Origin of the sequence: Nocardia sp. NPDC019395, from assembly GCF_040632335.1 — a bacterium.
GTDB lineage: Bacteria > Actinomycetota > Actinomycetes > Mycobacteriales > Mycobacteriaceae > Nocardia.
Genome location: NZ_JBEYBT010000001.1, coordinates 1,456,087 through 1,471,632, shown reverse-complemented (window position 1 = coordinate 1,471,632; position 15,546 = coordinate 1,456,087). Strand labels below are relative to the sequence as shown.

General features: G+C 66.6%; 9 protein-coding genes. All 9 read left to right on the top strand.

Translation table 11 applies throughout. From position 1 onward, the window contains the following. Window positions 1-123: 123 nt before the first annotated feature. The 9 genes from ABZ827_RS06075 (at window position 124) to ABZ827_RS06035 (ending at window position 15,543) form a co-directional block, all read left to right on the top strand. Window positions 124-4,125 (top strand): amino acid adenylation domain-containing protein, encoded by a 4,002-nt coding sequence (locus ABZ827_RS06075; protein WP_357233291.1) that lies wholly within the window; start codon window positions 124-126, stop codon window positions 4,123-4,125. Continuing rightward, entirely contained in the window at window positions 4,122-5,954 is a 1,833-nt protein-coding gene (locus ABZ827_RS06070) for an IucA/IucC family protein (protein WP_357233289.1), read from the top strand. Before ABZ827_RS06075 ends, ABZ827_RS06070 begins: the two co-directional genes overlap by 4 nt. After that, window positions 5,951-8,308: a penicillin acylase family protein gene (locus ABZ827_RS06065; RefSeq protein WP_357233287.1), complete on the top strand. Its 2,358-nt coding sequence runs from the start codon at window positions 5,951-5,953 to the stop codon at window positions 8,306-8,308. Before ABZ827_RS06070 ends, ABZ827_RS06065 begins: the two co-directional genes overlap by 4 nt. Further along, entirely contained in the window at window positions 8,305-9,777 is a 1,473-nt protein-coding gene (locus ABZ827_RS06060; RefSeq protein ID WP_357233285.1) for a condensation domain-containing protein, read from the top strand. Before ABZ827_RS06065 ends, ABZ827_RS06060 begins: the two co-directional genes overlap by 4 nt. An 86-nt stretch (window positions 9,778-9,863) precedes the next feature. Beyond that, window positions 9,864-11,405 (top strand): pyridoxal-dependent decarboxylase, encoded by a 1,542-nt coding sequence (locus ABZ827_RS06055; RefSeq protein WP_357233283.1) that lies wholly within the window; start codon window positions 9,864-9,866, stop codon window positions 11,403-11,405. After that, entirely contained in the window at window positions 11,398-12,711 is a 1,314-nt protein-coding gene (locus ABZ827_RS06050) for a SidA/IucD/PvdA family monooxygenase (RefSeq protein WP_357233281.1), read from the top strand. Before ABZ827_RS06055 ends, ABZ827_RS06050 begins: the two co-directional genes overlap by 8 nt. A 170-nt stretch (window positions 12,712-12,881) precedes the next feature. Then, a complete protein-coding gene (locus ABZ827_RS06045) occupies window positions 12,882-13,130 on the top strand; it encodes an acyl carrier protein (RefSeq protein WP_357233279.1) in 249 nt (82 codons plus the stop codon). After that, on the top strand, window positions 13,127-14,290 hold the full coding sequence (locus tag ABZ827_RS06040; RefSeq protein ID WP_357233277.1) for an acyl-CoA dehydrogenase family protein: 1,164 nt from the start codon (window positions 13,127-13,129) through the stop codon (window positions 14,288-14,290). Before ABZ827_RS06045 ends, ABZ827_RS06040 begins: the two co-directional genes overlap by 4 nt. Beyond that, window positions 14,287-15,543, top strand: a complete 1,257-nt coding sequence (locus tag ABZ827_RS06035) for a wax ester/triacylglycerol synthase domain-containing protein (RefSeq protein WP_357233275.1) — start codon at window positions 14,287-14,289, stop codon at window positions 15,541-15,543. Before ABZ827_RS06040 ends, ABZ827_RS06035 begins: the two co-directional genes overlap by 4 nt. Window positions 15,544-15,546: the final 3 nt, after the last annotated feature.

Here is a 15,546-nt window from a genome sequence, read left to right as displayed (position 1 = left end):
TGGATGTGCTGTGGTGTAGCGGTTTTCGTGCGGCGGACCAACCGCTTCAGTAGTGGTAAGTGCACCCTAAGTTATTAGGGTAGGCTAAGTCCGCAAATGTGGTGATCTTCGAGAGGCGTCCTCATGGTGGTTGCTCGTCCAGAGGCGGGTGCGGATATCGATATCCGGGAAGAAGTAGGTGCGATCCTGGGTATTTCACCGGAGTCCCTCGAATCGGATACCGACCTGGTCACGCTGGGTTTGGACTCGCTGCGCATGATGCGTCTGGCCGGCCGCTGGCGTAAGCAGGGAATGGATATCGACTTCGCACGACTCGCCACGGCACCGACGATCGGCGCTTGGTCGCTGCTCCTGCGATCCGGCGCCGCCGCGGAGCAGCTCGGATCCATCCCCGATGGCGCTCCTGCCATCGATATCGAGCAACCTTTCCCGTTGGCGCCGATGCAGCATGCGTACTGGATAGGTCGCTCCCCGAGTCTCACCTACGGTGGTGTGGCCGCCCATCTCTACGTGGAGTTCGATGGCCGCGAGCTCGATCCCGAACGTTTCCGGACGGCGGTCGCAGCTCTGGTGGCGCGGCACCCGATGCTGCGGCTGCGGGTGCTGCCCGACGGCCGGCAGATAATCGGCCGGCACGCGGATGTCTTTGCGGTACACGACCTGTCGTCGGAAACTTCGCACACCGCCGCCGAGATCCTGGAACGCCGCCGCAACGAGGGGACGCATCGCGCGCTACCGATCGAGGACGGAGAGGTTCTGCGCGTCGAACTGACCCGGCTCCCCGGGGGCGGTTCGCGGGTGCACCTGGACGTCGACATGATTGCCGCCGATGCCATGAGCTATCGGGTGCTCGTCGACGATCTGGCTCGTCTCTACCGGGGCGAGGAGCTGCCGGAGTTGGGCGTGACCTTCCCGGAGCTGTCGGCACGGCGCGCCGCGCGTACCGCCCGCGCCGACGATATCGCCTGGTGGCAGCAGAAAATCGCCGAACTGCCGGGCCCTCCGGAACTACCGGTGAATACGGAGCGGACCGGCCGGGATACCGCCACCGTGCGGTTACATCACGTCATCGACGCCGGCGACCGGCGCCGGCTGGAGGAACACGCGCATCGCCGGGGCGTAACACCCGCAGCCGCGGTGGCGGCCGTTTTCGCGGAGGCCGTCGGCGCGTACTCGGGTACTCCGCATTTTCTGCTCACCGTGCCACTGTTCGACCGGGATATGGGGCACGCCGATGTCGACAAGGTGGTCGGCGACTTCACGTCGTCGCTCGTGATCGACGCCGACCTGCGTACGCCCGCCACTCTGGCCGAGCGGGCCGGACAGATGCGTGCCGCGATGCACGACGCCGCCGCGCACGGCAGTTTCGGCGGTCTGGACGTGTTGCGCGAACTCAGCCGCCGGCGCGGCGAACCCGTGGTGTCGCCGGTGGTTTTCACCAGTGCGCTGGGTCTCGGCGAACTCTTCGCGCAAGCTGTCACCGACGTGCTCGGTGAACCTTCCTGGATCGTCTCCCAGGGCCCGCAAGTGCTGCTGGACGCGCAGATCACCGAGGTCTCGGGCGCGCTGCTGCTGAACTGGGACGTGCGCGCATCCGATCTCGACCTCCGTACCGCGCGGGCGATGTTCGCCTACTACGTGCGCCTGCTGGACCTGCTGGTCGCGGGGGAGTGGGACGGCCCCGCGCCCGATCCGGTATCGGACGAGGTTCGGGCGCAACGGCAGGCGACCGAGCGTCCACTACCTGCGACCGATGTTTTCGACGGGACTTTGCACGGGCATTTCCTGGCCGCGGCCGACCACCGCGCGGATGCTCCCGCCATCATCACCGACGCCCGGATATGGACGCACAGAAAAGCCGCCGCCGAGGCCCGGCGTATTGCGGGCGCGCTGCAAGCCGTGGGAGTGCGATCCGGCGACACCGTGATCGTCGATCTACCGAAGAGCGGCGACCAGATCCTTGCGGCGCTCGGTGTGCTGACCGCGGGTGCCACCTATGTGCCGATGGCACCCACGCAGCCGCGAGTGCGTAGAGAACGGATCGCCGCGGTCGCGACACCCGCTGCCGTGCTCACCGATCTGCCCGCGCGCTGGGCGGATTCACCGACCCGGGTGCTCGGCCTGACGGCCGCTCGTACCGCCACGGCGGCCGAACCGGTGCCGGTCTCACCGGATGCGCTCGCCTACATCCTGTTCACCTCGGGCTCGACCGGACAGCCCAAGGGGGTCGAGGTACCCCATCGCGCCGCGGTCGCTACCCTCACCGATCTGACCGGGCGATACGGTCTCGGTCCCGAGGACCGTAGCCTGCTGGTGTCGTCGCTGGAGTTCGATCTCTCCGCGTTCGATATCTTCGGTCTGCTTGCCGTCGGTGGCGCTGTAGTGGTTCCCGGCGCCGACGAGGACACCAAGGTCGACGAATGGTCCCGGTTGCTGCGGGACGGCTCGGTCACCGTGCTCAACTGTGTGCCGTCGATTCTGGGCATGCTGCTGGATCTGGCGCCGCTGCCGGCGTCGTTGCGAGTGATCCTCATGGGTGGTGACAAGGTCGCCGTCTCCCTGCTCGACCGAGTCGCGCACCAGCTGCCGAACTGCCGCGTCGCCGGTCTCGGCGGCACCACCGAGACCGCCATCCACTCGACCATCTGCGAGGCACACCATTTACCCGCGGGCGCGGCGTTCGTGCCCTATGGAGTGCCACTGGACGGTGTGCGATGCCGGTCGGTCGATCGGGCCGGCCGGGACCGGCCCGATCTCGTCCCCGGCGAGTTGTGGATCGGCGGTGCGGGTGTGGCGGACGGTTACCGGGGCGACCCGGAACGCACCGCCGATCGATTCGTGGAGTACGACGGCGTCCGCTGGTACCGCACCGGAGATATGGTGCGGTACCTGCCCGGCGGTTTCCTCGATTTCCTCGGCCGCGCCGACCACATGGTCAAGATCCGCGGCTATCGAGTGGAACTCGGGGAGGTCGAAGCCGGTCTGCTGACCCTGGATACGGTGACCGCTGCGGTCGCCTGGTCCGACGGAAACGAACTGCGTGCGGCGGTGACCGCGGCAAGCCCGGCCGGTACGGCGATCCGTGAGGCACTCACCGAGGTGCTGCCGCCCCATATGATTCCGCGGACCGTCACCGTGCTCGAGGAGCTACCACTGACCTCGAACGGCAAATACGATCGCGCCGCGATCGGCACCCTCGCCACGGACTCCGATCGAAGGGAATCCGTCGCTCCCCGCACCCCGCTGGAGGCCGCGCTGGTCACTGTGCTCGGCGAGCTGCTGAGTACCCGCCCGATCGGGGTCACCGACGATTTCATCGCTCTCGGTGGGGATTCCGTACTGGCCACCGCGTTCGTTGCCCAGGTACGCCAGTGGCTGGACGTCCCGCGCCTGACGGTGTCCGATATCTTCCGGCGTCGCACCCTGGCTGCGCTGGCCCGACGACTGGTGGAACTGGAAGGTGCGCGGACCGCGCAGGTCGCCGAGATCTTCCTCGAGGTGGCGCAACTGTCCGACGAGCAGGTCAGGGCCGAGGCGGGCGACGTCGCCACGACGTATCACTTCCAATCCCGCGGAATCGATATGGACCGCGATCTGGAAGCCGTACACCGCTGGCTCAACCACCCCAAGTCCCACTACTGGGACATGCTCAACAGCTCCCTCGGCGATGTGGAGAAGCTGGTCCGCGACGCCGGCGCCGACCCGGATCCGCGCTTCGGCATGCGCATCGGGTATTTCGAGGGTGAACGTCAGTTCCTCTTCGAGTTGTACAACCCGCTGACCAGTGACCTGGCCCAGCCGGGCACCGGCTACGTATACGAAACCGGTGACATCGGTATGCATCTGCTGGTGTCCAGCAGCGAGCGCCGCCTGCCCGGTTTCACCGGCGCTGTCATGTTGCACATCATGCGCACCGCGTTCTTCGAGGCCGGTGCCGATCGTGTGGTGGTCGAACCGGATGTGCGCAACACCGATGTGCAGCGGCTCAATGCCGCTGTCGGTTTCCGGGTCGCCGGTGATGTCCCGGTACCCGGCAAAACCGCCCGGCTCAGCTACTGCACCCGTGAGGATTTCGCCAGGGCGACCGATAACGGCCGCACTCTGGCCGGAGAGGTCGAGTCGTGAGCATCGATGTCCGGGGTGCCACCGAGGTACCTGTTTCGGCCTGCTCGTACCGGCAGGTTTACAACACCCGGCTCGCCAGGAAGATACTGGCCGAGTTCTGTCATGAACGGTGCGTGCGGCCCACCGAGCTGTCACCGGGCGAGTATGTGGTCTATTCCGACGATCGCGAAACCGAATACCGCTTCCGCGCCGAGGTCCTGTCACTCGACAGCTGGTGTATCGACGCGGCGTCGCTGCGGCGGGTCCGTAAGGGCGAGCAATTGCGGATCGACTCGATCGACCTGATCGTCGATTTGAGCGGCAGCCTCGGAATCCCGATCGACGCCCTACCGGAATACCTCGAAGAGTTCACCAACACCGCCTCGATCAGTACGAACCGGCCCGATACGCGCCGGATCGCGGCAGCCGACCTGGCAATCGCCGATTTCCAGACCATCGAGAAGACGATGACGGAGGGACACCCGTGCCTCGTCGCCAATGCGGGCCGGCTCGGCTTCAGTGCCGACGATATCGAGCGGTACGCACCGGAATCGGGCGGTCGCTTCGCGCTGGAGTGGGTCGCGGTGCTGCGTGCGAGCACCGATTTCGCCGCGATGCCGGGTAACGACTACGACAGCCTGATACGCGACGAACTCGGTGCGGACACCCTGACCCGGTTCGATCGCGTGCTCACCGGGCAGGGCCTCGACCCGGCGTCCTACTACTACATGCCGGTACATCCATGGCAGTGGACGGAGAAAATCGCCCGGATATACGCGGTCGACATCGCGGAAGGCCGGATAGTGCACGTGGGCCCGGGACCGGACCGGTACCAGCCGCAGCAGTCCATCCGGACCCTGTTCAACACGTCGGTTCCGACGCGCCACTACGTGAAGACGGCGCTGTCGATCGTCAATATGGGCTTCACCCGCGGGATGTCCGCCGACTACATGCGCACCACCCCGCTGATCAACGATTGGGTCCGCAGTCGGGTACACGGCGACCCGTACCTGGCCTCGATCGGTTTCGAGATGATCTACGAGGTCGCCGCGATCGGCTATCGCAACACCACGCTCACCGCGATCACCCGGCCGGGTTCGGAGTACCGCAAACTACTGAGCGCACTGTGGCGGGAAAGCCCCGTTTCCCGGGCCGCCGAACACGAACAGCTGTCCACCATGGCTGCCCTGTTGCATATCGACCACAACGGTATCCCTCTGGTCGGGGCGTTCATTCAGAAATCGGGTCTGGCCGCGCAGGAATGGCTGGCCCGATATCTACGGGCTTATCTGCACCCGATCATCTATTTGCTCTATCGCTACGAGTTCAAGTTCTCGCCGCACGGCGAGAACCTGATCCTCGTACTCGACGACGGGGTACCGGTACGTGTCATCCTCAAGGACATCGGTGAGGAAATCTGCATATTCGATGCTCCCGACGATATTCCGGAAACCTGCCGCCGTGCGGTGACCGAGGAAGCCGACGAGATCCGTAATCTGGGTGTGCTCTCGGATGTATTCGACGATTTCCTGCGCCACCTCGCATTGCTGCTGCACGAGAACGGGATCGTCGCCGACGCGGACTTCTGGGCCGTTGTCGCGCACAGTGTGGGCGAATTACAGGCCCGGCATCCGGATCTGGCCGACCGCTTCGAGAAATGGGATCTGTTCGCCCCCACCTTCAAGGCCATTCACCTGAATCGCCTGCAGCTGTCGAACAACCGGCGCATGGTCAACCCCGGTGACTCGTATTCGGCACTGCTGGACAACGATCACGCGTTGCCGAACCCGATCGCCCGGCACCGGTCCGCGATCGCGGCGACCTCGGGACAGGGGGTGCATGCCGCATGAGCACCACAGACAACAACCGGCCCGAGCTGGAGATCGTCCGGGACGCGCAGGGCATCCCGCATATCACCGCGGACTCCGCCGAGGCCGCGCTCTTCGGCCAGGGATACGCGTGCGGGATCGACCGTGCCTGGCAGATCGAATTCCTGCGGCTGCGTGCCGAAGGACGCACCGCGGAGGTTTTCGGTGCGGACACCGTCGAATGGGACGCATTTGCCCGGCGTTCCGGAATGGACCGCGCCGCCCGCCGGATCTATCGAGCCTCCTCCGCTCGCACCCGCTCCCTGCTCGCGGCATACACCGAGGGCGTCAACAGCACTATCGATGCGGCCGACACCCCCGAGCTGACCGAACTCGGGCACCGTCCGGCACCCTGGCAACCGTGGACACCGATCGCGGTGTTCCTGATGCATCACATCCTGTTCGGCCGTTTTCTCACCAAACTGTGGCGATTGCATGCGGTGCGCGCACTCGGCCGTGACGCGTTGACTCTGTTCGATTGCGAAGGTGTGGATCCGGCGGACGACACTGTGCCCGAGTATCCGGACGATGCGTTCCTGACCGAACTGCTGGCGAATTTCCCCGCCCTACCCGGGCGCGGCGCCTCGGTGACACGGTCGTTCGGTGATGCCCTGTCGGGTAGCAATGCCTGGGGTGTCGCCGGTGCCCGCACCGCGACCGGTGCACCGTTGATCGCGGGCGACCCGCACCGGTTCCTGGAACTGCCCGGTATCTACCAGCAGTTCCATCTGGCGGCACCGGAATTCGATATTGTCGGCTTCGCCTTCGCCGGGGTACCCGGTACGCCGCATTTCGCCCACGCGGGCACCGTGGCCTGGGGCATCACCAACGGGATGGCCGACTACCAGGATCTGTACATCGAACGCCTGAACCGGGCCGGGACCGGCGTGCTCGCAGACACCGCCACGGGGCGCCGCCCGGCCGAGACCAGAACCGAGTGGATTCTCGTGCGCGACGGCGAACCGGTCGAGCTCGAAATCATCACCACGGGGAACGGTGCTGTCGTATTCGGCGGGCCGGAGGCATCGTTCGCGGTGAGCCTGCGTACGCCCATGCTCACCGATCCCGAGACGACCTTCGACGCCGTATTGGATGTGCTGTTCGCCCAGACCACCGCCGATGTGGAACGTGCCCTCACCCAATGGGTCGAGCCCGTCAATCGGATCGTCATCGCCGACGCCGCCGGGCGGCTCACCCACCACGTCACCGGAAAGTTCCCACGGCGGGCCCCGGAGAACTACTGGCTGCCGGTGCCCGGCTGGGACGAGCGCTACCAGTGGCACGGATACGTCACCGAGTCGGTACGCGACGAGCAATTCGACGGCCTCGTGCCCGGCTATTCGGTGATCGCCAACCAGCGCATCCCGCAGACCGTCCCGCTGCAGCCGACCACCACCGAAACGGTGCCGGCCTACCGAGCCGACCGTATCGATGCTCTCCTCGCGGACTCCCCGGCCATGACGGTGGCCGACTGCGAACGCGTCCATGCCGATGTAGACAACGGTGCGGCCGACGCATTGTTGCGCCTGCTACCCCCGCTGACCGGATTGAGTACGGGCGCCGACCGGCTCCGTGGACGGCTGCTGGATTGGGACCGCCGGATGCACGCGGGCAGTACCGACGCCTACCTGTTCGCCGAAGTACGAGCGCACCTGGTCCGGGCGATCGCCACCGACCCCGCGCTGTCCGGGCTCGCCGCACCGCACGGGTTCGGCGCCACCTTCACCCCGTGGTTCGTGGCGCAGACCCGGATCGCGGCCGCACTGGAATCGGTGATCGACGGTGCCGCGGCGCTGGGCGTGGATATCGCCCGGCTGATCACCGGCGCCCTCGAAACGGTCTCGGAAGCTGCGGACGTGGATGCGCACCTTCCGACGTGGGGGAGTGTGCACGTACTCGCTCCGATCCACGGGTGGGACCTGGTCGGTGCAACACCGAAGCACCCCGAGGTCGCGCGGCAGCTCCGCCCGCAACCACAGCCGCTGGGCGGTGACGCCGAGTGCGTCATGGCCAATGCCAGCGCGGTGGGCTTCTCGCACGCCTGCGGCGTCGGATCTGCCGCTCGCTATGCATGGGATCTGGCCGACCGTGACGCGAGCCGTTGGATCGTCCCGCTGGGTGTCAGCGGCGACCCACGTTCCCCATGGTTCGAGGACCAGGCGCCGCTATGGGCACAGGGGGAGCTGATCGACATCGTCAGCGACTGGACGACAGTGCGGGAAACCGCGGTGCAGCACGACGAATTCACCCGGGTCGCCGGAACGCTGCGGTCCGCACGCTCGGTGCCCGCGGCAGCTGAGCGGTCCCCGATCGGCCCGAAGCAGGAAGAAGTATGACGAACTTACTGACCGATGCGCGACTGGAAGTCTTGCGCCGGCGCCTGGCTGTCGCGGGAGCCACCGTCGGCCCGGCGGAGAGCTTCGCGACCGGGGGCGCGGTTTCCGCCGGCAGTCTGTGTGTTGCCGAACGCCGGATGTGGAAGATCTACCAGCTCGACCCGGACTCGATTTCCCACAATATCGGCCTGATCCTGGACTTCGCCGGCGCCCATACGATCGACTCGGTGATCGCTGCGTTCGAGCTCATGGTGCGTAATGCCGCGGTGCTCAGCTCGGTGATCGTCGTCGGGGCAGCGGGCGATCCGCGCCGGGAGACCATCGAGCACACCGGCCGCTGGGTCGAGCCCGGTGCCGTGTGGGAGTGGGGCGTACTGCCGCCGCACCACGCACTGACCGCTCCGGGCACACCGATCGGCCGTGAGCAGATCCGGGCGGCTGCCGAGGCACTGGCGCAGGCGCCGTTCGACCTGACCCGGGAGCCGCCGTTACGGGCGCGGATCTTCGCGGATGCCGACGGTACGGTCACGGTGGCGCTGGTCGTCCATCATCTGGCTGTGGACGACACCTCCTGGCCATTGCTGCTGGGTACGCTGGTCTCCGGTTCCCGGCCCACCGTCACCGGCCGCCCGGCCCGCCCGGCGACGGTCGCGACTCCCGACGAGATCGACCGGGCACTGCGGCACGCCCAGGACACCTGGGCGGCCGCGGACGTTCGATACCCGCTGTCGGGTGAGTTGCCCGGTGACAGCGCCGAGCAGAGCTGGCTCGCTCCGCTCGCCGATGCGTCCGGTATCCGCCTCGGAACACCGATCGAGCCCGCGGGTATCGAGGGGTTGGACAGCGTCGCCCGGGAAATCGGCGCCACCCTCAACGCGCTACTCATCGGAGTGTGTGCGGTGAGTGTCTACGCGCTCAGTGGCGCTGCCGATCACGTCCTGCTGGTGCCGGCCGACAACCGCGATCCCGGCCATGGCCCCGACCGCGTCGGCTACAGCGGCAATATCATCCCGATGCGCTTCCGCTTCGAACCGGCAGCGAGCGTGCGTGACTCACTGCGCGCGGCGGCGTCGGTGGTGTACCGGGCGATGGAGTTCGCCACCGTCGACTACGGCACCGTACTCACCGCGCTGCGCAACGCAGGTGGGCGCTTCCCCGTCGCCGAGATCATGGCGTCGGTGCGGAGTGCGCCGCTACGCGGTATCCCGGTGCCCGATCAGGGCCGGGTGAACTACGAGTCGGTGTTCCACGGCGTCGGCAACTATCCGCTGACGCTGGCCTTCGAACGTGGTGCCGACGACCGCGTCCACCTGGAGGTCGATTATCAGCCGGAGGCAGTCGGCGCCGATCTCGCCCGTGGTGCAGGCGTTGTGGTCTCCGCACTCGTCGCAGCCATTCCCCGGGCGTTGGACCGCCCCCTGAACGAACTCGTTCGGGCCGTCCGGGAATCCGCCGCCGGAACCACCTAGATCACACAGTCGAAGACTGCTTCGCGCGCCGCGGTGGGGACGGGACGAACGCAGTCGTTATCCATATTCGAGTCGATGGGCTATCCGTGTCAGAGAAAATCGCATTCCCACGAAGACAGAGATCCAAGTTCGCCACGCCGGGTGATGGGTGGACGGCAATAGGGCAAGGCCTCGCACAGTTGGCCGGTCCGGTGGAACCCCGGCATCACGGCGCACCGCTGCCCTGGGGAAAACCGGCCGAAGTGCTCGAGGCTGTGGCCGAACAGTTGGGCCCGGAGCAGGTTCCGGACCACGGGGCGGGGGAGGACGCGGCGTTGAACCGGGTCGCCGAACTGATCGCCGCGTACGGCCTGGACCTCACCCACCGGCATGCGACGGCGCATCTGCAACCGCCCGCGCTGCGGGTGGCGGTGGTCGCCGATGCACTGGCCAGTGCCACCAATGCGTCGTTGGATACCTACGATTCGGGACCGGCGACCCTGGCCATCGAGAAATGGACCATCAGCGCACTTGCCAGGCTGGCCGGCTTCACCGAAAGGTCCGGTGGCGTCTTCGGCCCCGGTGGCTCCTATTCGAACCTGCTCGCGCTACTGATCGCTCGTGACTACGCCGCTGCCGAGCTCGGCATCGATATCCGCCGCAACGGCGTGAGCGGCCTGCCACGCCCGGTCGTGCTGTGTTCGCGGATTGCGCATTTCTCGGTCCACCGCGCGTGCGCGGCACTCGGGCTCGGGGAGAGCGCCGCGATCGCGGTCCCGGTCGATTCCGCGCACCGGATGGTCCCGGAGGCTCTCGACGATCTGCTCACCGAACTCGCCGAGAGCCACACCCCGATCGCGATCGTGGCCACGGCAGGTACCACCGACTTCGGTTCCGTCGATCCGTTGCCGGAAATCGCCGATATCGCTGCGCGCCACAAGGTGTGGATGCATGTCGATGCCGCATACGGTTTCGGCACACTGTTCTCCGATAAGCTCTCCGGGCTGCTCACCGGCCTCGAGCGGGCCGACTCGGTGACACTGGACCTGCACAAGGTCGGCTGGCAGCCGGCTGCCGCCAGTGTGCTGCTGCTCGCCGATCAGGGGCGATTCTCCTCGCTGAACCGGTCGGTGGCCTACCTCAACCCGGACGACGATATCGAGGCCGGTTTCGGCGGCCTGCTCGGCCAGACCTTGCAGACCACTCGTCGCCCCGATGTGCTCAAAGTACTGGCCACCTTTCTCGCTTACGGCCGGACCGGGTTGGGGGAGATGCTCGACACCTGCCACGATCTCGCCCGCCATGCCGAGCGCCGCATCGTGACCGAGCCGCAGCTGGAGCTCGTCGCGCCGGTCACCATGACCACGGTCGTGTTCCGCTACCGCTGCGAGGATCTCGATCTCGACCAGGTGAACGGGGAACTGCGGCGCCGCCTGATCAGCTCGGGTAAGGCGCTCATCGGCCGTACCCAGGTATCGGTGCACGGTGCGGGTGAACCCCGGACCTGTGTGAAGCTCACCCTGCTCAACCCGGAAACCACCGAGCGGGATATCGATGTCCTGTTCGATGAACTGCTGCGTATCGGGCTGGAAGTGGAGTCCGAGGGTCTGCGTCGCGATCACGACGAGATGGTGAAGATCCATGAGTGATATCCGGAAAGTGGACGTACTGGGTATCGGCTGCGGGCCTTTCAACCTGTCGCTGGCGGCCATGGCCTCGACGGTCGACGGCCTCGACATACTCGTGGCGGATTCCGCCGAGGAATTTCGCTGGCATCCCGGCCTGCTGTTCGACGAGGCGAAACTACAGGTCAGCTTCCTGTCCGATCTGGTCTCGCTGGTAGATCCGACGCACCCGCTGTCGTTTCTTGCCTATCTGGCCGACGTCGATCGCCTGTACCCGTTCCTGGTGCGTGAGGACTGGTTCCCGACGCGACGCGAATACGAGGCGTACCTGCTGTGGGCAGTCGGGAAGCTGGATTCGCTACGGTTCGGCACCACCGTCGATGCGGTGCGCTGGGACGGCGAACGCGGGCATTTCGAGGTATCGATGTCCGGTCGCGGCACCACCTCGATGCTGTACGCCGAGCATGTGGTGGTCGGTGTGGGAACCGAACCGTCCATCCCGAAGACGCTTTCGACCGACTCCTCCGCGCTGGTACACAGCGCGCATTACCTGTACCACCGCGACACCGCTCATCGCGCGGAGTCCGTCACAGTGATCGGCTCCGGTCAGTCCGGCGCCGAGATCGTCGCCGACCTGCTCGAAGAGAACCTGCGTGGCGGTCCGGGTGTGCGCTGGTGGACCCGTACCCCGTGGTTCGCGCCCCTGGATTTCACCAAGCTGTCCTTGGAAATGACCACACCGGCATATATGGACTATTTCCACAGCTTGCCGGAGGCCACCCGTGATCGAGTGCGGGCCGGGCACTGGCAATTCCACAAGGGCATTTCCACCGACACCTTGGAACGCCTGCACGATCTGCTCTACCGGCGTGAGTTGCTGGAGAAGTCGCAGCCGGTGGAGTTGCGCAACGGCGTCGCGGTCGAAGGCCTCGACACGCTTCCCGACGGCCGCCTCCGGGTCCGGGGCCTGCACCGTGACACCGGAAAGAAGATCGCACACACGACCGGCCTGGTAATCGCGGCCACCGGTTACCGGCAGCGTAGGACCGATTTCCTCGGCCCCCTGGAACAGCATCTGCGGCGTGATTCGCGCGGCCGTCCGGTGGTCGAGAACGACCATTCGGTGAGCGCCGGCGACGCGCTGCGGGGCCGGTTGTTCCTGGCCAATGCCGAGGAACACAGCCACGGTGTCTCCGCGCCGAACCTGGATATCGGTGCTGTGCGCAACGCCAAGATCCTCAACACCGTGACCGGGCGCGAGGTGTACCGCATTCCGCGGAACACGGCGTTCACCAGCTTCGGGGTCATAGGCGAGGAGGTTTCCGAATAGTGGCTCGGCGCCCTGTGCCAGGTATGCCCTGCCCGGTGCGTCCGGTGGCGTCGACGCTCGCCGTGCCGGTTCGCCGGACGCTCACCACCAGTGGTGTCCCTCCGTCCGACCGGAGGTACAACGCCGGCCCCGAGGCCGGCGGATCCGAACATTCTCCGAGGAGTTTCTAGATGTCCGACCGAATTCGCGACGTACTGCACAGCATTCTGGAAGAAGATCTCGACCTGTCGCTCACCGACCTCGACCAGGACTCGCTCCTGGTGGAGGACCTCGGCATCGATTCGGTCGCCTTCGCGATCGGCGTCGTGGCCATCGAAGAGCGCCTGGGCGTCAAGCTCACCGAACGGGAGATGGCCGAGGCCGCATCGGTCGGCGATCTGGAAGACCTGATCCGGGCCAAATCCGGCGCCGCCGCATGACAGTCGCCGCGCCCGCCGACTCGTACCCCGATCTGCTGGCCCGGGCCTTCGACGACCGGGTGGTCCAGTGGACCGAACAGGCCGAACAGGACAACGAGTTCCCGCGGGTCCTGCTCGAACATCTCGGTGCCCAGGGCGTGTTCGCCCGGAAATGGAACGACCGCAAGATCACCGACCTCGGCGACCATTTCGCGCTGGCCCGCGAGCTGGGTGCGCTCGGCTCGGCGGCCATCGGCGTCGGAGTCAGCCTGCACGATTCGGCGATCGCCGTGCTGCGCCGTTTCGGGCGCACCGATTTCCTGCGGCAACTCGCCGAGCAGGCGATCGCGGTCGACACCGTGCTGTGCATCGGGGCGTCCGAGGAATCCGGCGGCTCGGACCTGCAGAACGCCCGGACCCGGATCGAGCCGGAAAGCGGCGGCTACCGGGTGGTCGGCCACAAGAAGTTCGTTTCGCTCTCGCCGATCGCCGACTACATGCTCGTCGTCGGGCGCACCCTCGGCGAGGAACCGGCCACCGAATCGGGCAATGTCGCGCTGGCAGTGGTGCCGATATCCCAGGTGCAGGTCGGCAAGCCGTACCAGAAACTCGGTGCCGGTCCGCTGGACACCGCCGCGGTGAGCATCGACACCTGGATCCCGGAGGATGCGCTCATCGCCCGTCCCGGCACCGGTTTGGCGGTGATCAGCTGGGGTCTGGCCCACGAACGCTACTCGGTGGCAGGTCAGATCGCCGCGTCCTGCGAGCGCATGCTCGGTGTGACCCTGGCCCGGATGTACGACCGCGTCCAGTTCGGCAAGCGGCTCTACGACCATCAGGCGCTGCGACTCCGCGTCGCCGATCTGCAATCGCGGGTCGATACCCTGCGCCACGCACTGGCCGGTGTCGCCGCCGAGGGACGTATCAATCTGCGCACCGCCGCCTCGCTCAAAGCCACCGCGGCCAATCTGGGCGAAGAAGTGGCCTCGGAGTGCCTGCACATCTGGGGCGGTATCGGCTACCTCGATACCGGACTCCCGCTGAACCGCTGGTTCCGGGATATGAAACTGGCGCGCGTCGGTGGCGGTACCGACGAGGTGCTGTGGGAGTTGGTGGCCGCGGCCATGAAGCCCGACACGGACGGCTACCAGGCCCTACTCGCGAAAGTGGATACGCAATGACAGACGCCTCGGTAACGACGCTGACCCCCTCGGATCACACATACCTGCACCTGGATACCCACAGCAGCCCGATGCACTGGGCGATGCTGCTCGAACTGTCCGCCGACGGCGCCCACGTACAGATCGGCGAGGTGCGTGAACGGGTACGTGAGCGCAGTGAACTGTTCGAACTGTTCCGGCTCGGCATCGACCGTGGACGCTGGCGCCGGCCCCGCGAAGTGGTGGCCGAGAAGGTCGATGTGGACAGTCATCTCACTGCCGCCGAATACGCCGATGCGGCGGAGCTGAGCAAGCAGGTCACCGCACTGCTCGAGGCGCCGCTGCGCCGCCCGCAACCGATGTGGCACATCACGCTGTTCACCCCGGTCGGCGACGGCTCGCAATACTTCCTGCTGCGCGTGCACCACGCGGTGTCCGACGGTATCGCGGGCGCCGCGTTCGCCGCGCTGCTGGCCGACGGCACGGCCGCGGAACTCGCCGAGTTCGAGCGGTTCGCGACCAGCCCGCGGTTCCGCACGCCGGAGATCGAGCCGGAGGTCCTGAAGGAAGCCAAGGCCGCCTTCGCCGAACAGCACGCCGCCGGAAAGTCCGGCCGCAACTGGCCGAAACTCACCACATCCGGCCGGCGGGAATACGCGTTGTACAGTGCCTCCACCCGCGACCTGCGCCGCGCCGCCAAGGCGCACGGCGCCTCGGTGCACGAGTTCCTGCTCGCGGCCGTCGGCCGCGCTGTCAGCCTCGCCCCGCCCGGTTCGGCACCTGCAGAAGTCATCCGGGTGACCCTGCCGGTGACCAATGATCCGGATTTCCGGCACACCGGTAACGCCGTGATCGTCACCCCGTTCAATCTCGCCGGTAACGAATCGGATCTCGACCGGCAGATCGAGCGATGTAAATCGGAACTCGCCGTCGTCGAGAAGCGCCGCCCCGAGCTGACTTCGGCCGCGCCCGCCACCGAACCCGGGCTGCCCTGGGCGTTGCGGCGCGTGATCGGCAGCGCGGCGATGAAGCATATGAGTCCCGATATCCATATCGGTATCAACCCCGGATTCTCCAGGGCGCGTTCGGTACTCGGAAAACCGATCATCGAACTGACCGCACTGTCGCCGCTGGCGGGTTACTCGTTCTCGGTGACATCGCTGATCCTGGGGAAGCGGACATCCTTCGGCATCGTCATCGACCCCGCGGCCCTACCGCCGGGATACGCCGACACCTTCGTCGAGCACTTCGACCGGGTACTCGGCGAGGCGTAGCGC